This is a genomic window from Stutzerimonas stutzeri (genome assembly GCF_019090095.1).
Lineage (GTDB): Bacteria > Pseudomonadota > Gammaproteobacteria > Pseudomonadales > Pseudomonadaceae > Stutzerimonas > Stutzerimonas stutzeri_AN.
Window position 1 is genome coordinate 740,575 of sequence record NZ_JAGQFP010000001.1, and the last position, 21,484, is coordinate 762,058.

General features: G+C 63.0%; 18 protein-coding genes. 12 read left to right on the forward strand and 6 right to left on the reverse strand.

The genetic code is table 11. The features are described from left to right. Positions 1-274: 274 nt before the first annotated feature. A complete protein-coding gene (locus KVO92_RS03135; RefSeq protein WP_217474225.1) occupies positions 275-1,900 on the reverse strand; it encodes a methyl-accepting chemotaxis protein in 1,626 nt (541 codons plus the stop codon). 353 nt (positions 1,901-2,253) lie between these two features. Next, a complete protein-coding gene (locus KVO92_RS03140; protein ID WP_217474226.1) occupies positions 2,254-3,153 on the reverse strand; it encodes a LysR family transcriptional regulator in 900 nt (299 codons plus the stop codon). Between the two features lie 139 nt (positions 3,154-3,292). On the opposite strand from KVO92_RS03140, the gene KVO92_RS03145 reads away from it, so the two are divergent. From KVO92_RS03145 to KVO92_RS03180, 8 genes are all read left to right on the forward strand, one after another. Next, positions 3,293-3,991, forward strand: coding sequence for a CoA transferase subunit A (locus KVO92_RS03145; RefSeq protein ID WP_217474227.1), 699 nt, complete (start codon positions 3,293-3,295; stop codon positions 3,989-3,991). Between the two features lie 28 nt (positions 3,992-4,019). Then, positions 4,020-4,679 (forward strand): CoA transferase subunit B, encoded by a 660-nt coding sequence (locus KVO92_RS03150; RefSeq protein ID WP_217474228.1) that lies wholly within the window; start codon positions 4,020-4,022, stop codon positions 4,677-4,679. Positions 4,680-4,753: 74 nt separating this feature from the next. Continuing rightward, complete coding sequence (locus tag KVO92_RS03155) at positions 4,754-5,935, forward strand: acetyl-CoA C-acetyltransferase (protein ID WP_217474229.1); 1,182 nt, start codon at positions 4,754-4,756, stop codon at positions 5,933-5,935. A 614-nt stretch (positions 5,936-6,549) separates the two neighbouring features. After that, positions 6,550-7,890 carry a short-chain fatty acid transporter gene (locus tag KVO92_RS03160; RefSeq protein ID WP_217474230.1) on the forward strand — a complete coding sequence of 447 codons (1,341 nt, stop codon included), beginning with the start codon at positions 6,550-6,552 and terminating at the stop codon, positions 7,888-7,890. A gap of 485 nt (positions 7,891-8,375) precedes the next feature. Beyond that, on the forward strand, positions 8,376-9,914 hold the full coding sequence (locus KVO92_RS03165; protein ID WP_217474231.1) for an MBOAT family O-acyltransferase: 1,539 nt from the start codon (positions 8,376-8,378) through the stop codon (positions 9,912-9,914). Positions 9,915-9,935: 21 nt separating this feature from the next. Further along, the gene (locus tag KVO92_RS03170) at positions 9,936-11,855 is read left to right on the forward strand and encodes an HAD-IIIC family phosphatase (protein WP_217474232.1); all 1,920 of its coding nucleotides are present in this window, start codon (positions 9,936-9,938) and stop codon (positions 11,853-11,855) included. Then, positions 11,852-12,100, forward strand: coding sequence for an acyl carrier protein (locus tag KVO92_RS03175; RefSeq protein WP_217474233.1), 249 nt, complete (start codon positions 11,852-11,854; stop codon positions 12,098-12,100). The genes KVO92_RS03170 and KVO92_RS03175 overlap by 4 nt, the downstream gene beginning before the upstream one ends. Before the next feature lie 2 nt (positions 12,101-12,102). Further along, the gene (locus KVO92_RS03180; protein WP_217474234.1) at positions 12,103-13,164 is read left to right on the forward strand and encodes a hypothetical protein; all 1,062 of its coding nucleotides are present in this window, start codon (positions 12,103-12,105) and stop codon (positions 13,162-13,164) included. Positions 13,165-13,223: 59 nt separating this feature from the next. Here the strand turns inward: KVO92_RS03180 and fahA are convergent, their stop codons facing one another. Together fahA and hmgA are read right to left on the reverse strand one after the other, a co-directional pair. Next, complete coding sequence (fahA, locus tag KVO92_RS03185; RefSeq protein WP_217475413.1) at positions 13,224-14,531, reverse strand: fumarylacetoacetase; 1,308 nt, start codon at positions 14,529-14,531, stop codon at positions 13,224-13,226. A gap of 16 nt (positions 14,532-14,547) precedes the next feature. Further along, entirely contained in the window at positions 14,548-15,852 is a 1,305-nt protein-coding gene (gene hmgA / locus KVO92_RS03190; protein ID WP_217474235.1) for a homogentisate 1,2-dioxygenase, read from the reverse strand. A 103-nt stretch (positions 15,853-15,955) separates the two neighbouring features. Here hmgA and KVO92_RS03195 point away from each other — a divergent pair, with 103 nt between their 5' ends. Next, complete coding sequence (locus KVO92_RS03195; protein ID WP_217474236.1) at positions 15,956-16,738, forward strand: IclR family transcriptional regulator; 783 nt, start codon at positions 15,956-15,958, stop codon at positions 16,736-16,738. 193 nt (positions 16,739-16,931) lie between these two features. Further along, positions 16,932-18,197, forward strand: a complete 1,266-nt coding sequence (locus KVO92_RS03200; protein WP_423836219.1) for an HDOD domain-containing protein — start codon at positions 16,932-16,934, stop codon at positions 18,195-18,197. Between the two features lie 59 nt (positions 18,198-18,256). Here KVO92_RS03200 and KVO92_RS22745 read toward each other — a convergent pair whose 3' ends face one another. Both KVO92_RS22745 and KVO92_RS03210 read right to left on the reverse strand, forming a co-directional pair. Then, a complete protein-coding gene (locus tag KVO92_RS22745) occupies positions 18,257-18,829 on the reverse strand; it encodes a GGDEF domain-containing protein (protein WP_272876488.1) in 573 nt (190 codons plus the stop codon). Next, entirely contained in the window at positions 18,747-19,517 is a 771-nt protein-coding gene (locus tag KVO92_RS03210) for an AraC family transcriptional regulator (protein WP_217474238.1), read from the reverse strand. The genes KVO92_RS22745 and KVO92_RS03210 overlap by 83 nt, the downstream gene beginning before the upstream one ends. A gap of 104 nt (positions 19,518-19,621) precedes the next feature. Here KVO92_RS03210 and KVO92_RS03215 point away from each other — a divergent pair, with 104 nt between their 5' ends. Together KVO92_RS03215 and KVO92_RS03220 are read left to right on the forward strand one after the other, a co-directional pair. After that, the gene (locus tag KVO92_RS03215) at positions 19,622-20,515 is read left to right on the forward strand and encodes a DMT family transporter (RefSeq protein ID WP_217474239.1); all 894 of its coding nucleotides are present in this window, start codon (positions 19,622-19,624) and stop codon (positions 20,513-20,515) included. Next, the gene (locus KVO92_RS03220) at positions 20,512-21,429 is read left to right on the forward strand and encodes an ATP-binding protein (RefSeq protein ID WP_217474240.1); all 918 of its coding nucleotides are present in this window, start codon (positions 20,512-20,514) and stop codon (positions 21,427-21,429) included. Before KVO92_RS03215 ends, KVO92_RS03220 begins: the two co-directional genes overlap by 4 nt. The last annotated feature ends 55 nt before the right edge of the window (positions 21,430-21,484 follow it).

Here is a 21,484-nt window from a genome sequence, read left to right on the forward strand (position 1 = left end):
GCGGCCTCTTGCATGAAAATGTCCAACCGAGTGATTTGCTCGGGATTATGGACCAGCAAGGCGCAGAAAATAAAACACGACGCGCGTCGGGCGTCACAGACCGAGTGATCGAGCGTAACGTGCGGCTCGCAGCCAGCCCTCCCTGGGTCGGTTTCGTCCGAGCAAGGCCGGGCGGACGCCCCCCCCGCATCGCGACAGAACGGTGGCGTCAGGGCCCGCCCCGGTCGCCACCGTTCTGGTTCCCGCAGCAATGGGATATCGAGGTGGATGGGCGTTACACCGCGAAGCGGGTCACCAGCGTCCGCAGTCCAACGGCAAGCTGGGCAAGCTCCTGGCTGGCAGCGCTGGTTTGATTCGCGCCTGCCGACGTCTGCATGGACAGATCGCGGATGTTGACCAGGTTGCGGTCGACTTCGCGCGCGACCTGCGCCTGTTCTTCGGAAGCACTGGCGACCAGCAGGTTGCGCTCGCTGATGGTCGCGATGGCCGCCGCGATCTGGTTCAGCGCTTCACCGGCCGCCTCGGCAACGGTCAGGGTGGAGCGGGCCTGATCATTGCTGCGCTGCATGGCCTGCACCGCGCGGTCGGTGCCTTGCTGGATGCCGCCGATCATTTCCTCGATTTCCTGGGTCGATTGCTGAGTACGATGCGCCAGGGCACGCACCTCGTCGGCCACCACGGCGAAGCCACGCCCGGCATCGCCAGCACGCGCGGCCTCGATTGCCGCGTTGAGCGCCAGCAGGTTGGTCTGCTCGGCGATCGCCCGAATCACGTCGAGCACCTTGCTGATGTCACGAACCTTGTCCGCGAGCTCCCCAACCTGGCCTGCCGTCAGGGTCACGCCCTCGGCCAGGTCGTTGATCGACTGGACCGTGCGAGCCACTTGCTGCTGGCCTTCACGTCCCGAGCGTTCCGACTGCTTGGAGGCTTCTGCCGTCGTGACGGCATTGCGGGCCACCTCGTCGACCGCCGCGGTCATCTGGTTGACGGCGGTCGCGGCCTGTTCGATCTCGCCGTTCTGCTGCGCCAGGCCTCGGCTCGAATCCTCGGTCACCACGTTGAGCTCTTCGGCTGCCGAGGCAAGCTGGTTCGACGAATCGGAAATGCTCTGAATGGTGTTACGCAGGCTCGCCTGCATGGCCTTCATCGACTCGAGCAGGCGCGCCGGTTCATCTTTGCCCTGCACGTCGATGGTTTTGGTGAGATCGCCCGCCGCGACAACCTCGGTGACCCGCACCGCTTCGGCCAGCGGTATGACGATACTGCGAATCAGCAGCCAGGCCAGAAGAACACTGATGAGCAAGGCGACGGCGATGGCCACCATCACTGCCAAGCGCGCACTGTCGTAGGTATCATTTGCGCTCTGCGTGGCGCCTTTTGCGCCAGCATTGTTGAAATCACCCAAGGCGATCAGCGTTTTCATCAACACATCGGCGTTGGCCAACAGGGTCACGTTGAGGTAGCTGCGCGCGTCCTCAAGGCGGCCCTGGTCCACGTAGCCAAGCACGGTTTGCTGATCGTTCTGATAGACCGAGTAGGCACGCTTGAAGGCGTCAAACAATGACCGTTCCTCGGCACCGGTGAGGTAGCGCTCGTACTCCACGGTCATCGTCTCGACCTGGCTTTTCAACTCTTTGATGCTGGCCATGTTCTTGGCCAGTGCGGCCTCATCGGTGAGCACCAGTGTACGAAGCGTGAAGATCCGTTGACGTAAAATCGCCTGGTTCACGTCCTTGAGGACCGAAAGCGATGGCATCCAGTTGTCGCTGAGCTCATCGGCGGCGCTGTCCATGCGGGCCATCTGAATCAGCGAAAACGCGCCGATGCATACCAGTAGGATCGCGACCAGGCCGAAGGCGAGGGTCGCTCGAATAGCGATGCCGATATTGCGTAGAGACATGAGTCATCGTCCTTAAGATGAAGCCAGATTGCGCACGCTAGGCTGGGGGCCGCAGTGCTGACTACGGCCGACAAGACAGCATGCCGGATACAGCCTGCGTATCGGCGCCCTCTGCAATTCTTTAGCCGCCGCTCAACAGAAACTGACCCAAATCAAGAAAACGCAGGCGGCGTCAGCCGAACGCTGACGGACGGTCGCAGCGCATGGCATTGCGCCATTGGCGTGGCGTCGATGCGGGACGGTGGCGCTGAGGCTGACAGGCGCTGACGGACTTGGGCGGAGCACCCACCACACACTGGCGCCGCCAATCATTCCACCTGTGTATGCGTGCCGCTGGCCTCGACCTGCCGCCCCTACGCTCTACCGACCGGATAACCGGTGGCCCCGCGCAAAGTGTCCGCGATGGCTTGGGCCGCCACCGAGAGTTCATGGCCGGGTTTGGTCAGGATGCCCACCGGCTTTTCGATCACCGGATCGCCCAGCGCCACACAGCGGGCGCCCAGTTCGAGCATTTGCTCGCGGCACAACGCCGGAACCGCGCTGACGCCCAGGCCGCTGGCGACCATGCGGCCCACCGTGGCCAGCTGATGGCTTTCGAACTGCACCGGCAGCTGACGACCGCGCGGGCGCAGATGGTCCTCGAGCATGACGCGCACGGTCGAGGGGCGCTGCAGGGTAATGAAGGGATGCTCGAGCAAGGCGCTCCAGCTGACTTCGGCCTGGCTGGCCAGGGTCGAACCGGCCGGCACCACGGCCACGAAACGATCGAGATACAGCGGTGTGAAACTCAACGGCATGCTGGGTTCCGGCTCGAAGGCGATGCCGATTTCCACCTGCCGGTCACGAACCATCTCCATGACCTGCTCATTGATGACGTCGTGCACGGTGACGCTAATCGAGGGGTAGCGGTCGCGAAAGGTGCGCAGCACCCCCGGTAGCAGATTGCCCGCGAAGGACGGCATCGAGGCCAGCGCCACCCGGCCCTGTTGCAAGGTGAAGCGTTGGCGCAATTCGTCCTCGGCGTTGTCCCAATCGGCCAGCAACCGGCGCGCCAGCGGCAACAATGCCTCGCCTTCAGGCGTCAGGCTGACAGCCCGAGTCGTACGGCTGAACAGGCGGCCACCCAAGCCGTCTTCCAACGCCTTGATGGTCAGGCTCAGCGCCGATTGCGACAGGTGCAGCCGTTCGCAGGCCTGGGCAAAGCTCAGCGTCTGTGCCACCGCAAGAAAGGCGCGAAGTTGTTTGACAGTCATTGGCGTAGTCCGCGGGCGAGAAACGTTGTGGTGCTTTGTTTTGTTTTATCAATCAATAGCGCTTAAAAATCAACTTAACAAATCCACGCCGCACAGGAACACTCGGGTCACTGGTCTCAAACAACAAGAAGGAAGGCTTATGGCTGGTTTCGACAAGCGCGTGAACTCCTACGCCGAAGCGCTCGACGGGCTGGAAAACGGCATGACCGTCCTGGCGGGCGGCTTCGGCCTGTGCGGCATTCCCGAGAACCTGATCGCCGAGATCAAGCGCAAGGGCACCCGCGACCTCACCGTGGTTTCCAACAACTGCGGCGTCGACGGCTTTGGCCTCGGCGTGCTACTGGAAGATCGTCAGATCCGCAAGATGATTGCCTCCTACGTGGGTGAAAACGCCCTGTTCGAAAAGCAGTTGCTCGAAGGTGAACTGGAAGTCGAACTGACGCCTCAGGGCACGCTGGCCGAGAAGATGCGCGCTGGCGGTGCCGGCATTCCGGCCTTCTATACGGCGACCGGCTACGGCACGCCCATCGCCGAGGGCAAGGACGTACGCGAATTCAACGGCCGACCGCATATCCTCGAGCACGCCATTACTGGCGACTTCGCCATCGTCAAGGGCTGGAAGGCCGACCGCTATGGCAACGTGATCTACCGTCACACGGCGCAGAACTTCAATCCGCTGGCCGCCGCGGCCGCGAAGATCACCGTGGTCGAAGTCGAGGAGATCGTCGAGCCCGGCGAGATCGACCCCACCCAGATCCACACGCCCGGCATCTACGTCGACCGCATCATCTGCGGGACCTTCGAGAAGCGCATCGAGAAGCGCACCGTCCGCAGCTAATCAGAAGAACAACAAAGAGGAACAGACGATGGCACTTTCCCGCGAACAAATGGCCCAGCGCGTCGCCCATGAGCTGCAGGACGGCTACTACGTGAACCTCGGCATCGGCATCCCGACGCTGGTCGCCAACTACGTGCCCGAGGGCATGGAAGTGATGCTGCAGTCGGAGAACGGGCTGCTCGGCATGGGGCCCTTCCCCACCGAAGAAGAGCTCGACGCCGACATGATCAATGCCGGCAAGCAGACCGTGACCGCGCGTGTCGGCGCGTCCATTTTCAATTCGGCCGAATCCTTCGCGATGATCCGCGGCGGCCATATCGATCTCACCGTACTCGGGGCGTTCGAGGTCGACGTGCAGGGCAACATCGCCTCCTGGATGATCCCCGGCAAGCTGGTCAAGGGCATGGGCGGCGCGATGGACCTGGTCGCCGGCGCCGAAAACATCATCGTGCTGATGACGCACGCCTCGAAGGATGGCGAGTCCAAATTGCTGTCCAAGTGCACGCTGCCGCTGACCGGGGCCGGCTGCATCAAGCGCGTACTGACCGATCTGGCCTATCTGGAAATTGAGAATGGCGCCTTCGTGCTCAAGGAGCGCGCGCCGGGTGTGAGCGTCGAGGAAATCGTCGCCAAGACGGCCGGTGAGCTGGTAATCCCGGATCACGTACCGGAAATGCAGTTCGCCTGATCGCGTTGTTCGAGAGCCTCGTGATGCGCGTTGCGCATGCGGGGCTTTTTCCCGTTTCGGATTGGAGAATTTTCATGCAAGACGTCGTCATCGTTGCCGCCACCCGCACCGCCATCGGCGCCTTTCAGGGCAGCCTGGCCAACATTGCCGCGCCGGACCTGGGCGCTGCAGTGATCAAACGCCTGCTCGAGCAGACCGGGCTGAATCCTGCCGACGTGGACGAAGTCATCCTGGGTCAGGTGCTGACCGCCGGCTCCGGGCAGAACCCTGCGCGCCAGGCCTCGATCAAGGCCGGCCTGCCGCACGCGGTGCCGTCATTCACACTGAACAAAGTCTGCGGTTCGGGTCTCAAGGCGCTGCACCTCGCCACCCAGGCCATCCGTTGCGGCGATGCCGAGGTGATCATCGCCGGTGGCCAGGAGAACATGAGCCTGGCGCCCTACGTGCTGCCCAAGGCGCGCACCGGGCTGCGTATGGGCCATGCCGAACTGGTCGATTCGATGATCAGCGACGGCCTCTGGGACGCGTTCAACGACTTCCATATGGGCATCACCGCCGAAAATCTGGTCGACAAGTATCAGATCAGCCGCGAAGCCCAGGACGCCTTCGCCGCGTCGTCGCAGCAGAAGGCCGTGGCGGCCATCGAGGCTGGGCGCTTCAGGGACGAGATCACCCCCATCGAGATACCGCAACGCAAGGGTGAGCCGCTGCGCTTCGATACCGACGAACAGCCACGCGCCGGCACCACGGCCGAGGCACTGGCGAAACTCAAGCCGGCGTTCAAGAAGGATGGCTCGGTCACCGCGGGCAACGCCTCCAGCCTCAACGACGGCGCCGCCGCCGTGCTGTTGATGAGCGCCGGCAAGGCCAAGGCCCTGGGCTTGCCGGTGTTGGCGACCATCAAGGCCTACGCCAACGCCGGTGTCGACCCAGCCATCATGGGCATCGCGCCGGTCTCCGCCACGCGCCGCTGCCTGGACAAAGCCGGTTGGTCACTGGACCAACTGGACCTGATCGAGGCCAACGAAGCCTTCGCCGCCCAGGCCCTGTCGGTTGGCCAGGAGCTTGGCTGGGATGCGAGCAAGGTCAACGTCAACGGCGGCGCGATCGCCCTGGGCCACCCGATCGGAGCGTCTGGTTGCCGTGTACTGGTCACCTTGCTGCACGAAATGATCCGTCGCGACGCCAAGAAAGGCCTGGCCACGCTGTGCATCGGCGGCGGTCAGGGCGTTGCACTGGCTATCGAACGCGCCTGACGCCGCGCGGCATCTTGTAGGAGCAGGTTCTACCGGCGACCGGGACCACGGCGGAGGCTGAAACGCGAGTCGCAGGCAGAGCCTGCTCCTACAGCACAGCGGCTCCATGTAGGAGCAGGTTCTACCGGCGACCGGGACCACGACGGCGTCTGAAGCCACGGGTCGCAGGCAGAGCCAGCTCCTACGGCGCAGCGGCTCCATGTAGGAGCAGGTTCTACCTGCGACCGAGGCCACGACGGTGGTTGAAACCACAGGTCGCAGGCAGAGCCAACTCCTACGGCTAAGCAGCTTTTATGTAGGAGCAGGTTCTACCTGCGATCGGGACCACAACGGCGTCTGAAACCAAAGGTCGCAGGCAGAGCAGCTCCTACGGCTAAGCAGCTTTTATGTAGGAGCAGGTTCTACCTGCGACCGCGGCCACGGCGGCGTCTGAACCACAGGTCGCAGGCAAAGCCAGCTCCTACGGCGCAGCAGCTTTTATGTAGGAGCAGGTTCTACCGGCGACCGCGGCCACAACGGCGTCTGAACCAAAGGTCGCAGGCAAAGCCAGCTCCTACGGCGCAGCAGCTTTTCAAACAACCACTACAAGCAGCAATAAAAACAAGGATCAATCCATGCTCAATGCCATCACCTCAGCGAGTGTGAAGCTCGTACAGCGCTACCTCCCCTCGCCTTTTGTCTTCGCCATCCTGCTCAGCCTCATCGTGCTGGCCGCCAGCATGCTGGTCACAGGCCAGGGCTTGCCCGCCATGGCCAAGCACTGGGGGACGGGCTTCTGGAACTTGCTCACCTTCGCCATGCAGATGGCGCTGATTCTGGTGACCGGCCATGCGCTGGCCAGCGCACCGGCGATTCACCGCTTGCTGGCTGGCCTGGCACGAGGCGCACGTACGCCCGGGCGTGCCGTGGTGCTGGTCACCCTCGTCGCGCTCGCCGGTTCCTGGATCAACTGGGGGTTCGGCCTGGTGATCGGTGCGGTGTTCGCCCGCGCCCTGGCCCGTGAAGTCAAAGGTGTCGACTATCCCCTGCTGGTCGCGGCGGCCTATTCGGGCTTTCTGATCTGGCACGGCGGGCTGTCCGGCTCGATCCCGCTGTCGCTGGCCACCGGCGGCGCGGACCTGGAGCGCATGAGCGGCGGCGTGATCACCGGCGCCATTGGCGTCGGCGACACGCTGTTCACCGCCATGAACCTGACCATCATCGCCCTGTTGGTCATCGGCCTGCCGATTCTCAATTGGGCGATGCATCCGAAAGACCCCAAGGTCGCCGACCCGTCACTGCTGACCGACCCGGCGCATGAGCCGCTGCCACGCAACACCCTGGCGCAACGCCTGGACGACAGCCGCGTGCTCAACCTGATCATCGTCGCGTTGGGCGTGGTCTACTTCGGCTATTACTTCGCCGAGAACGGCTTTGCCTTGACCCTGAACATCGTGATCGGCCTGTTCCTGTTCATCGGTCTGGCGCTGCATGGCTCGCCCGAACGCTACATGCGCGCGGTGCAGGACGGCATTGGCGGCATCAGCGGTATCGTCATCCAGTTCCCGTTCTATGCCGGGATCATGGGCATGATGGTCGGTGCCAACGCCGACGGGCTTTCGCTGGGCAAGCAGATCACCGACACCTTCATCGCCTGGTCATCGGCCGATACCTTCCCGGTGCTGGCCTTCCTGAGCGCCGGGCTGGTCAACGTCTTCGTGCCGTCTGGCGGCGGACAGTGGGCCGTGCAGGGTCCGATCATGCTACCGGCCGGCCAGGCGCTGGGCGTGACGCCCGCCGTTACGGCCATGGCCATCGCCTGGGGCGATGCCTGGACCAACATGATTCAACCGTTTTGGGCGCTGCCCATTCTTGGCATCGTCGGCCTCGGCGCGCGCGACATCATGGGCTATTGCCTGCTGATGCTGATCTATTCGGGCGTTGTGATTGGCGGTTGCTTGTACTTCTTCGGCTGACAACCGACAGGGCTGGTGCCGCAATGGTCCAGCCCTCAAACATCCGCGTTTCCTCCTCTCTCCTGCGGCTCGCTCCATCCGCGCCGCGCCCGTCGGTTCCCCCCTGGCCGTTCCTTCCCCGTTGGGTTTGCTACCCAGACTGCGGCAAGCCGCCGCGCCGCCATTGCTCGTGGTGCATGAACCGCTCTAGCACCTGCGATTCACCCAATTTAAGCGCCTCTAGCCGTCCGTCCGGGGCGATCACGGACTGATGAGCGGCGCAACTTTTTTTTACAACTTTGTGTCCTAATTCACAGACAGAGCCAAGCATCCAGCAGTGAAGGGATTTAGGTCTGCGGCAGCGTCGCGTTCAGCGGCCTGCAACCGGGAGAGTTTCAGCAAAGCGCACCGACAGCGAGCCGCTGTCGGGACGAGTGATTCATCCGTGCAATCGCCGCTCTGTTCCGAAGAGCGACCGTGGATGTTCAGGGATAAGGAAAAGGACGATGCTCTTCAACTCCGTGGTGTTCATCGCCGGGTTCCTTCCGGTGGTTCTTCTGGGTTTCATTCTTCTGGCAGGCACCGGCAGGCAACGTTACGCAGCCATCTGGCTGACGCTGGCGTCACTGGTGTTCTATGGCTGGTGGAATCCCGCCTATGTACCACTGCTGGTCGGCAGCATGGTGGTCAACTACCTGATTGGTGGTTACCTGATGCGACGCCCGTCGCGGGCGGTCCTGGTGCTTGGCGTCGCCGCCAACGTGGCACTGCTGGGCTACTACAAATACACCGGATTTCTGTTCAACAGCCTCGACTCGGCCTTGGGCCTGGGCTGGACCCTGGGCGACATCGTGCTGCCGCTGGCGATTTCCTTCTTCACCTTCCAGCAGATCGCCTACCTGGTGGACGCCCACGATGGCGAGGTAAAGGAGCATGACTTCGTCAACTATTGCCTGTTCATCAGCTTCTTCCCGCAGCTGATCGCCGGGCCGATCACCCACCATGGCGAGATGCTCAAGCAGTTCAATGACGCCAGCACCTTCCGTCCGCGCATCGACAATCTCTCGCTGGGGCTCACCGTCTTCCTGCTCGGCCTGTTCAAGAAAGTCATCATTGCCGACCCCCTGGGCGCGAAAACCGCGCCGATCTTCACGATAGCCAGCGACGGGACCACACCGGCGTTCTACGACGCCTGGTTTGGCGCGCTCACCTACACCCTGCAGATCTACTTCGACTTTTCCGGCTACAGCGACATGGCCATCGGCCTCGGCTTGCTGTTCGGCCTGCGGCTGCCGATCAACTTCAACAGCCCCTTCAAGGCGCACAACCTGATCGACTACTGGTCGCGCTGGCACATGACCCTGACGCGCTTTCTCACCGCCTACATCTACAACCCCATCGTCATGCGCATCACCCGTGCTCGCATGGCCGCCGGCAAACCGCTGCCACGACGGGGCAAGATGAACCTGAGCACCTTCGTCGTACTGGTCGCCTACCCCACGGTGCTGACCATGTTCATTTCCGGCGTCTGGCACGGTGCGGGCTGGCAGTTCGTGGTGTTCGGCCTGCTGCACGGCTTCTATCTGGTGGTCGCCCACGGTTTCCGCGCGTTCAAAGCGCGCCAGGGCCTGCCGATGGACAGCGATAAGCTCGTCTATCACGCCGCCGCTGTTCTGCTGACCTTTCTTTGCGTCGTCGTCGCAATGGTGTTCTTCCGCGCCGACAGTGTTTCGACGGCCATGACCATGCTGTCGGGCATGGCCGGCCTGAGCGAGCAGAGCGTCAAGTTCGACAAGTCCGACTATTTCCCGGTGATCGTGTTGCTCGCTTTCGTCTGGCTGATGCCCAACGTGCAGCAATGGATGGCGCGCTTTCGCACTGCGCTGGATGCCCAGCCTCGCGAGCACTGGCTGCTGCGCTGGTTCCCGATCGCCATGTGGTCCCCGACGCCCGCCGTTGGGTTGGCCATTGGCGTGCTGGGGTTCTTTGCCTTGGCCGTGGCGTTTTCCATGGCCCCTACCGAGTTCCTCTACTTCCAATTCTAATGTTCAAGGAGTGAATGCCTGATGGATCAGCTTCTCTGGCTACCGCAACATGCCGACCTCAGTGCTGCTATCGGCGAGGCCAAGCGCGAGACCGATCCGCTTGCGCGGCTCGCCCAAGCCACACGGCTGGCTGGCTACCGTCGCGACTTCACCCAGACCACACGCCTGGACCGGCTGGCCAGCGAAGGCCTGCAAGCGCTGAGCAACAGCGAAACGCCGACCGCGGGGCTGCGCTCGCTGCGCATCGCACTGTTGTCGTCGCATACCGTGGACCATCTGGTGCCGGCCATTCGGGTCGCTGGTTTGCAGCACCGCCTGGCCATCTCGACCCATGTCGCGCCGTACGGGATGTATCGCCAGGCGCTGCTCATGGAAGATGTCGACCTTACCCGCTTCGCCCCGCAACTGATCGTGCTGGCACTCGACGCGCGCGATGCGCCGCTGCAGTTGCCTCTGGAAGCCTCGCAGGAAGAAGTGGATGCCGCGGTAACTGGCCGTGTCGACGAGTTGCGCCTGCTCTGGCGCCGCGCACGTGAGCGCTATGCCGCGCAGGTGGTGCAGCAAACCATTGTGCCGGCCGACCCGCCGCTGTTCGGCTCATTCGAAGCACTGGTGCCGGCCTCGCCCGGTGCCGTGATCGAGCGTTTGAATACCGCCATCCGCACCGCGGCCCGCGAAGACGGCGTGCTGCTGATGGACCTCGCCTGGGAAGCAGCGCGTGGCAGCTACGGCGATGGGCTGGCCGAGCCGGTGCGCTGGCACCAGGCCAAACAGCTGGTCAGCCCCCACCTCGCGCCGCTGTATGGGGACCAGCTGGCTCGCATCGCCGCGGCGAGCGTCGGCCTGTCGCGCAAGTGCCTGGTGCTGGATCTGGACAATACGCTGTGGGGCGGGGTGATCGGTGACGACGGCATCGGCGGCATTCATCTCGGCCAGGGCTCGCCCAGCGGCGAAGCCTTTCTGTCCTTTCAGCGCTATGCCGCCCTGCTCGCCCGGCGCGGCATCATCCTGGCCGTGTGCAGCAAGAACGACCTGAGCGTCGCCGAAGCCGCGTTCGCCCTCCCGGAAATGGCGCTCAAGCGAAGCGACATCGCCGCCTTCGTCGCCAACTGGGAGGACAAGGCGGGAAACCTGCGGCGCATCGCCTCGATGCTGGATATCGGCCTGGACAGCCTGGTGTTCGTCGACGACAACCCGGCCGAACGCGACATCGTGCGCCGCGAGCTGCCCGAGGTCGCGGTACCCGAACTGCCTGACGACGTGGCCGATTACCCCGCACGGGTGGCTGCGGCCGGCTACTTCGAAGCCATTTCCTTTACCTCGGATGACGCCACTCGCGGGCGCAACTATGCGTTGAATGCCGAGCGCAAGGCCGCGATGAGTCAGGCGACCGACATGGAGGGCTATCTGCGTGGCCTGGAGATGGTGCTGACCGCCACCCGGATCGGCGCTGCCGAGCTCGCTCGCAGCACTCAGCTGATCAACAAGACCAACCAGTTCAACCTGACCACCAGGCGCTACAGCGAGGCGGAAGTCGAGCGCATCGCCAGCGATCCGCGTGCGGTGGCGCTGGCCATCCGGCTGGCCGACAAATTCGGCGACAACGGACTGATCAGTGTGGTGCTGGCGCGCCCCGACGCCCGCGTCGGCTCGGATGAGCTGTTGATCGACAGCTGGCTGATGAGCTGTCGGGTGCTCGGTCGGCAAGTCGAAGACGCCGTGCTCGAGGTGCTCGCCCGCGCCGCAAACGCAGCCGGCTACCGCGCGTTGATCGGCGAATACCGCCCCACCGAGCGCAACGCCATGGTCGCCGAACACTATCCGCGTCTTGGCTTCGTTCAGCACCCGACACCGGCCGACGGAGCGAGCGACGCGACCTTCTGGCGCTACGCGCTCGACACCATCGGCACTCCCCGTCATTTCATCGAGGTATCAGCATGACCGAAGCAGACGTACTCAAGGCACTCACCCCGGTTTTTCACGATGTGTTCGATGACGACAGCATCGTGCTGACCCCGGACATGACGGCCAATGACATCGACGGTTGGGACAGCCAGGCCCACGTGATGCTGACCGTGGCCGCCGAGCAGCGCTTCGGCATCAAGTTTCGAACGGCCGAGCTGGAGTCGCTGCGCAACGTGGGCCATTTCGCCCAGGTCATCAGCGCCAAACTCGAAGGACAATAGCCATGGTCCATACCGCTGAATTTCCCAAGGACGGCAGCACCCTTCACGATGAACAGGCGCGCGCAGCCAGCGCGCCGAACCAGGTGGGTTCGCGGTATTTGTTGTCCTTGTTCGTCGGCCTGATCGGGGCGCTCGTGGTGTTCTGCCTGACGTTGTTGCTGCTGAACCGGACCGGCAACCTGCCGCCACCTGCGTTCTCCAACATCTCCTGCGCCGACGAGAAACTCAGCTTCATGCGTGACAACCCGATCCAGGCGCCGAACCTGCTGATCATCGGTTCGTCCGTCGCCTGGCGCCACGTCGACGGCAATGTGCTGACGCAGGCCATGCCCGAGGTGCGCCCCATGAACGGTGCGTTCTGCGGCCTGTTCGCCAATCAGTCGACCTACGTCGGGCACTGGCTGCTCGACCGCGAGCCCAGCATCCGCAGCGTCGTGATGATTGCCGATCCACAGGATTTCGCCGGCTGCTGGCGAGTGCCCACCGCCGTGTTCAACCGTGAGCATGTGGATCCTTACGTCTACGAGCACGCCTCTCCCTGGGGCCACTACCTGCGCTATTTCTCGCCGAAGTCTCTGGTGCGCAACGCGCTGACGATCAAGGCGCAGCGCGCTGGGGAGATCGAATGGGACCCGTTGGTCTTCAACCGGTTCGGCGACGGACCGCTGGACACCGCCAACACCCGCGAGCTCCTCTATGGCCGCCCGGAGCCACTGGATCGCAGCTGTTTCCAGGCGCTACAGGACATGGGTACACGGCTGCAGCAAGAGGGGCGACAACTGATGGTCGTCTCTACGCCTCTGCATCCGCGCTGGAAAGAAAAATACGACCCGGACGGCACCTTCATGGCCGACTTCGACCAGCGCATCCTCGACGCGCTGAGCCCCAGCGGCGCCACCTACTGGAACGCCGACAAGGACTGGAGCACGCCGGTGACCTCGTTCGTCGATGCGGTGCACATGCGCTGGACGGCGGCGCAGGCATTCACCGCCGCGCTCGCCGAACAGATGATGAGCGCGGCAACCGGTCCGGCGGAATCGCTGGAAACCGCCGGAGTGCCTTGATCGCAAATGCAAAAAAGCCCGGCTGCCACCGCGACAGCCGGGCCGTGTCGACGTCAACCTCAGCGTGAAGCGGGCAGCACCCTGCCGCGGCACTCGCCAAAACCGATCGAAGCGTAGCCCTCACGCTGGCAACGCGCCCTGAAGATGATCTCGTCGCCGTCCTCGAGGAAGGTCCGGGTTTCGCCGCTCGCCAGTTCCAGCGCTTGCTTACCGCCCACGGTGATCTCCAGCAGGCTGCCGCAGCTGTCGGTGGTCTCACCAGACAACGTGCCCGAACCGAACAGGTCGCCCGGTTGCAGACTGCAGCCATTGACGCTGTGGTGAGCGACCATCTGGGCCACGGTCCAATACATGTTGCGCGTGCTGCTCAGGGTGATGCGCTGCGCCGGCAGGCCCTTGTCGCGCATGGCCTGGGTCTGCAGCAGCACCTCCAGCTCGATATCCAGCGCCCCCTGGCGCTGGTCCTGTTCGTCGTACAGGTACGCCAACGGTTGCGGATCGCCTTCAGGACGCGCCGGTTGTGCACAGCGGAAGGGTTCCAGGGCCTCGGGCGTCACCACCCAGGGCGAGACGCTGGTGGCGAAACTCTTGGACAGAAACGGCCCCAGCGGCTGGTATTCCCAGGCTTGCAGATCACGGGCCGACCAATCGTTGAGCAGACAGAAACCGGCGACATGGCTGCCCGCCTCGCCAATTGCGATGGCTTCACCACGGGCGTTGCCTTCACCAATCCAGATGCCCAACTCCAGTTCGTGATCCAGGCGTTTGCTCGGACCGAAGCTCGGCTCCGTGGCACCGGGCGGCATGGTCTGTCCATTGGGCCGTTTGACCGTAGCGCCGGAGACATCGATGGTCGATGCGCGACCGTGATAGCCGATGGGTACGTACTTGTAATTCGGCAGCAAGGGATTGTCCGGACGGAACAGCTTGCCGACGTTGTTAGCGTGGTGAATGCCGACGTAGAAGTCGGTGTAGTCGCCCACCTTGGCCGGCAGGTGCATCCGGCACTGGCTCATCGGCTGCAACAGTGTCTCGCCCATGCCTTGCAGGCGCTCGCGCTGCTCGCAGGTGTCGGCAAGCAAGCCTTGCAGCGCCTCGCGCAGCGCCTTGCGGGCCGGTGCGCCCAGCGCAAAGAAGGCGTTGAGGCTGCTGGCGCTGGCGGCCTTGGCCGCTTCGGCGGCGCGCCCTTCGAACAGACCGGCTTCGCAGGCTGCGGCCAGGTCCAGAATGTAGTCACCGATCGCAACGCCACCGCGTGCCTGCCCGCCGTCCCGGCTGAAGACGCCCAGCGGCAGGTTGGCGAGGGGAAAATCCGAGTGGCCGTTGGCCGATTCGACCCAGCTGCGTAACGCGTTTTGTACGGGCATGGTCTGTGCGCTCATCTCAGTTCCCATTTTTGTCGAAAGTCTTGGTCAGGCCGGCCCAGCAGCTGTCGTAGTCATCCTGCAACTGCGGGCTCTCCAGTGCCTGGCGGGTTGGCCGGAGCACCTGGCCGGTTTCGAACATGAAGGCCATGGTGTTCTCGATCTTGTGCGGTTTGAGTTCGGCGTTGATGGCCTGTTCAGTGGACACATGATCCGGGCCGTGGGCACTCATGCAGTTATGCAGCGAGGCGCCACCCGGCGAGAAGCCATCGGCCTTGGCGTCGTAGGCGCCGGCGATCAGCCCCATGAACTCGTTCATCAGGTTGCGGTGGAACCACGGCGGCCGGAAGGTGTTTTCCGCCACCATCCAGCGCGGCGGGAAGATGACGAAATCGATATTGGCCATGCCGTGGATGGCACTTGGCGACGTCAGCACCGTGAAGATGGACGGGTCCGGATGGTCGAAGCTGACCGTGCCGATGGTGTTGAAACGGCGCAGGTCGTATTTGTAAGGCACGTTATTGCCATGCCAGGCGACGACGTCCAGTGGCGAGTGATCGAGCTCGGTCGCCCAGAGCTCACCGAGGAATTTCTGCACCAGCTGGACCGGTTCGTCACGCTCTTCGAAGTGCGCAACGGGGGCCAGGAAATCGCGCGGATTGGCCAGACCGTTGCTGCCGATCGGTCCCAGGTCCGGCAGCCGCAAGGCGCAACCGTGGTTCTCGCAGACGTAGCCACTGGCGCTGGTGTCCAGCAACTCGACGCGAAACTTCATGCCGCGCGGAATCACCGCGACCTCCAGCGGCGCCACGTCCAGCACACCCAACTCGGTAACCAGTTTCAGCGTGCCCTGCTGGGGGACGATCAACAGCTCGCCATCAGCGTCGAAGAACACCCGCTCCATCGACTGGTTGGCCGCGTAACGGTAAATGCTTGCGCCCGCCGGCTGGTTCGGCTCGCCATTGGCGGCGACGCACGTCAGGCCATCGATGAAGTCGGTCGCAGCCTCAGGCATCGGCGCCGGGTTCCAACGCAGGCGGTTCGGCGTGACGGCGCCCAGCGCCGCTTCCAGCTGCTTGTCCAACCGCAGGTATTTGCCATGGTTGGCAGACGGCCGGATGCGATACAGCCAGATCCGCCGCGCCTCGCTACGCGGGACGGTGAACGCGGTGCCGGACAGCAGCTCGGTGTAAAGCCCGTACGGTACCTTCTGCGGTGAGTTCTGACCGAGCGGCAACGCGCCGGCTAGCGCTTCGCTGCTGAACTCGTTACCGAAGCCGGACTGGTATCGATGAGCCTGTAGGTCTTGTTCTTGGGTAGGCATGGCGATCTCTCGATTTGCGTAATCGGTTTACGCAAAAAGTAATTTGAAGTCCTCTCAGCGTCAAGCTATAAACAGCGCCTTTACCAGGCAGACAGTCGAGCTCATGGCAGACAGCAACGCGCAAGCAGCACCCCGGCGGCAGAAAGTGCAGGCGGCGGAAGTGGGTACGGACATCCTCACGGCGCTGGCCGAACTGGCGCCGGCGACCTCGCTGTCACGCCTGGCCGAGCACGTCGGCATGCCGGCCAGCAAAGTGCATCGCTATCTGCAAGCTTTGATGGCAAGCGGTTTCGCCGAACAGGATCCATTGACCAACCATTACGGGCTGGGCCGCGCCGCGCTGTTCGTTGGGCTGGCAGCGTTGGGTAGGTTGGATGTGGTCAAGTTGGCGACACCTCATCTGGTACAGCTGCGCGACGAGCTCAACGAGACCTGCTTTCTCGCTGTTTGGGGTAACCGGGGTCCAGCGGTGGTGCATGTCGAGCAAGCGGTGCGCGCGGTGACGCTCATCACCCAGGTGGGCTCCGTGCTGCCATTGCTGGGCTCGTCCACCGGTCTGGTATTCAACGCCTTCATGCCGAACGCCGAGACCGCCGCGCTGCGCGAAGCGGAGATGAAGCTGCCGTCCGCCCCTTCCTCCGAGGCACTGCTCGCGACCATGAGCGAACTCCAGCGCACACACGTCCAGCACGTGCACGGCCTGCTGATGGCGGGGGTCAATGCGCTGTCCGCGCCGCTGTTCAGTCACGGCCAGCGATTGGCAGGCGTCATCACCGTGGTCGGCGCCGAGCCCGGTTTCGTGGTCGAACCAGGCGGCGTCGAGGCACAGCGTTTGTTGCAGGTCGCACGGGAAATCAGCGCTCGGATGGGCGCCGAGCGCCCATAAGGGTAGTTCGCTCCGCTGTCCCGGCGGCGCCGTGGCGGGCCCAGGCTTAGGGTGAGCACCCGTCAACGAGCCTGTGACCGAACGGCCACTTATCGGCTCTCCGGACGGGCGCCTTGCAGGTGCGACAATCTGGCATAAAAGTCTTTAAGGATTGCATAGCAAAATTACGGCCGTAATTTTGGGAATCAATCTAATGGTCAAGCGCTCGGTTTCGCCACAACAGCCTCATCCGATCACCGGCGGTGACCTGCGGCCGAGCGCCATTTCCTATGTGCTGATCGCCTACAGCGAGCCCTGGCGAGCGGATCAGCTGGCCCAGCTGGTTGAAAGCCTAGCGCCGAGGACTCGCGTCATGCAGGTGCACGACGGCCACTCGGCGCTCGCCGCCTGCCACCGACAGGCACCTGATCTATTGATTGTGGACGGCGAACTGGACGAGCTGGATGGCTTCTCGCTGCTGGCTCAACTGCGCCAGGGCGCCTCGGCACGGCTGCTGCCCTGCATCTTGATCAGCCAACGGCTGGATGCCGAAAGCGTCAAGGCTGCCCGCCCGCTACGGCCCCACGCCTACCTCGGTAAGCCCTGCAATCTCGACGAGCTGCAGCGGCGCCTACTGACCCTACTGCCGCGACCGCCACGCGGCCTGCCGGTGCCCGCCGATCATCAAGGACCCGGCCTGGAGGCGTTCCTCGAGCGAATGCGCAACAACAACCGCGGCGCGCCGATGCTCGAAGCGGTCCAGATTGCAATTCAGGAATGCCTGAGCGCCGAGGACAAGGACCTGAGCCTCATCGAGCAACAGCTCGTCAAAGACCCGCAAGTCACCGCGCGGCTGATTCAGCTCGCCAACAGCGCCGCGCAGCACCAGGCCAGCGTATGCCAGTCGTTGTCCCAGGCATTGCCGAGGCTCGGGCTCAAGCGCGCGCTCAACCTGGTCCTGGCCATGGCCTTGCAGCACAGCGCCATCCTGGCTGATGAGCGTCTTTCGCGCCGCGCCGCGACCATCTGCGCGGAGGCCCAACGCGCCGCGCAGTTGGCTGAATGGCTGGCGCGCAAGGCGAAGCTCGACGTCGAGCTCTGCTATACCGCCGGGCTGTTGCACAACATCGGCGAACTCGCGCTACTACGAACGTTGCAAGACTGGCTCGACAGCGGCGAAGGGCTCGAAGAAGAGCAGATCGAGTCGGTGCTCGCAGGCTACGCGGCCGGTTTCGGCTCGGCCTTGCGTTCGCGGTGGGCACTACCTCTTCAGCTGCGCCAGGTGAGCAGCACCTTCTATGGGTTAGCTGCCGATGTAGTCTGTCGCGAAGCACTGGTGCTGAATCTGGCCGGTTCGTTGATGCGCTTGCCGCCCGATCACGCCCCGGCCAGTCTCCGCGACGACCGCACCGTGCGGCTGCTTCGGCTCGATGCCGCGATCCTCGACGAAGTCGCCAGCGTCGAGGCACTTGCCGGTTAACTCATCGCGCGCACATGCGCCGCGCTGGCCGCAACGGGTAGCCGGACAAGGCGCCCGGTTCATCCAGCCAGGACGTCGCTCGCCGCGACCACGCGGTCCCTTCCGCGCTGCTTGGCCGCGTACAGCGCCTTGTCGGCCTTGTTGTAGAAGGCCGCGAAGTCCTCGCCGGCGGCAAGCTGTGCAACGCCGAGGCTGGCGGTGATGGAGACGTTCAGCTCGCCCGACGAAACAGTGCCTTGCGCAATGGAGCATTTAAGCCGCTCGGCGATCTCCATCGCATCCGCTTCGGGCGCACGCGGCATCAAGACCGCGAGTTCCTCACCACCCAGGCGGGGCAGGACGTCGCCGGCACGGAGTGCGCGTTGACAGGTTCGCACCACCATCCGGAGCGTCTTATCACCCACCGGATGGCCGAAACGATCGCCGCGTCGATTCGCTCGTTCAACGTCGCCGCTTTCACCGCGATATCGTTCAACGTGCGCAGCCCTTGGATGAGTGCTTCTGCACGAGCGGATCGTTCGCGCTGCGGGACATGCGGTCGCTTCGCTGTCACCCCCGATAAAAAGCCGATGGCGGCATGCCGAAGTAGCGCTTGAACATGACGGTATAAGCGCTCTGGCTGCTGTAACCATGCTCCAGCGCAACCTGCACGATCGGTGTACCTTCGGCCAGGCTTTCGAGCGACAACAGCAGGCGCGCTAATTGGCGCCATTGCCCGAATGTGATGCCGGTGTGGTTCTTGAACTGGCGGTGGAACGTCTTCTTACTCATGGCGAGGCGTTCGGCCCATTCGATGACCGTTGCGGGGTCATCCGGCTGCTGAGCCAGGCGCGTGCAAACCTGGCTCAGGCGCCTGTCCTGCGGCCACGGCAGATGAAAAGGCAAGACGGGGAGCGTCTGGATCTCGTCGAGCAGTAGGCGCATCAGACGTCCGTTGCGGCCGTCGAGGTCGTAGTCCAGCGGTATCCGTGACGCTTCCAACACCAGCTCGCGCAACAAGGGCGATACGCTGAGGACGCAGTTCTCCGTCGGAAGGTGTGGCGCGGCATCCTGATCCACGAACATGGTTCGCATGCTGACCGGCCCGCGCATGCGAACAGTATGCTCGACATTCGCCTGAAGCCAGACGCCACGCGTGGGCGGGACGACCCAGCGCCCGCGATTGGTAGCGATCACCATCACGCCTTGCGTGGCGTACAGAAATTGCGAGCGCTTGTGCTTGTGTGGAGCAATGACGTGCCCGTGAGGGTACTCCACCGCCAGACCTGTCACCGGGCGCTGTGCTTCCTCGAAGGGCAGGTGATGCCGAGAGTCTGCCACTATCAGAGTGACCCTTTTAAGATAATAACTGCCACTTTATCTTAATACAGCTCGGCCCGACCTGATCTACGATAGATTTCTTTGCGTGTATGCAGAGGACGAGCATGAGATTCATGTTGTTTCCTATATTTGCCATGGCACTTTGGGCTGGCAACGTTATTGTTTCCAAGATGGCAGCGGGGAGTATTTCCCCGCTGGCGATCACCTTTTATCGACTGGCGCTGGCGGTTGCCGTCATGAGCCTTTTCGTGGCCGGCCCCACATGGCGCAATCGCGCCATCATCAGGCGCTCTTGGCCCAAACTCATGCTCCTCGGTTTTCTCAGCATGGCGTTCTACCAATGCCTGTCGTACTGGGCGGCGGACACCTCGACAGCGACCAACATGGCAATCATCACGGCCTTGACGCCATTGTTGACCATGCTGGTCAGTTCACTTGTACTGAGAGAGCATCCTTCGCTGGGCATGATATTGGGTGGCACCATTGCCCTATGGGGAACGGCCTACCTCATCAGCGAGGGGGCGCCCGCTGAATTGCTCAAGGGCAATTACCGCGTCGGGGACATGCTGATGCTTGGGGCAGCGCTTTGCTATGCGTCCTACAGCGTCCTGCTGCGCAGATGGCGTATTGCCTTGCCGGCGTGGCAATCGACTTACTTACAGGCCTCGTCGGCGCTGGTATTCATGCTTCCGATGCTGCTGCTGGTTCCAGCCGGACAGGCTTCACTGGATGCATCGACGATACCGCTTATCCTTTATGCGGGCATCCTGGCTTCCGTTGTCTTGCCCTTCTTCTGGATTAAAGGTGTCGAACACCTGGGACCGAATCGTTGCAGCGTGTTCATGAACGTGCTGCCCATCATGACGGCTGGATTGGCGATCGTGCTGCTGAATGAGCAGTTGGGGTGGCATCATCTTATTGGTGGAAGTGTTGCCCTGTTAGGAGTATTCATTGCTCAGACGCTGCGGATTGGCACGTTCGAAAGGAAAGTAGCATGAGTTCCCCGCTTTTCACGCCGGAGCACGCCACCGACCTTACGCAAGCCCTGAATCGTCTGTCTGCGGCACTTGAGCGTTTCACTCCCGGAGGCTTGCCGCCAGACGACAGGCCCTTGCCGGAAGCGCTGGCCTATCGCTGGCAGCCCGGGCGCGGCTTCTTCATGCAGGGGCAGTTGGTTCCGGTTGATTCGCCGCAATTGATCTCGTTCTCAGACTTGCGCAATATCGACCGGCAAAGCGAGAGGCTGTACCAGAACACCAAGCAGTTCGTGCAAGGCCATCCGGCTAACAATGTCCTGATGACGGGTGCGCGTGGGACAGGAAAATCCTCTTTGGTGCGCGCGTGCCTGGCTGCATTCCATCCCGAAGGCTTACGCCTCATCGAGGTCGAAAAACAGTCGCTGGATGACCTTCCGCACATCGTGAACCTGATCCAGCATGACACCAGAAGCTATCTAATCTTCTGTGATGACCTGTCGTTCGAGGAAGGCGAGCATGGCTACAAGGGCTTGAAGACCGTGCTCGACGGCTCCGTCGCGGGGCCATCGCCCAACGTGCTGATCTATGCCACGTCCAATCGTAGGCACATGGTCAGCGAACGCATGAGCGACAACCTGGAACGAAGAAGCGACGACCAAGGGGAAATTCATCCTGGCGATTCGATCGAGGAAAAAATATCGTTGTCCGATCGCTTTGGGCTCCACCTTCATTTTTACTCGTTCAGCCAGGACGAATATTTGCACGCGGTGGCGCATTGGCTGGACCACTTCGGCCTGGACTTGCATTCCGACGAAGACATCAGAACCGAATCATTGCAGTGGGCCACACAGCGCGGGACACGCTCTGGGCGTGTAGCGTGGCAGTTTGCCCGTGATTATGCGGGCAGAAAAAAGACCGAGGGAGAGCGATTCTGAAGCTTGGGGGCGTTGGCGCCAAGGCGTTCTGGCATTTTTTGGGCAGGCCGAACTT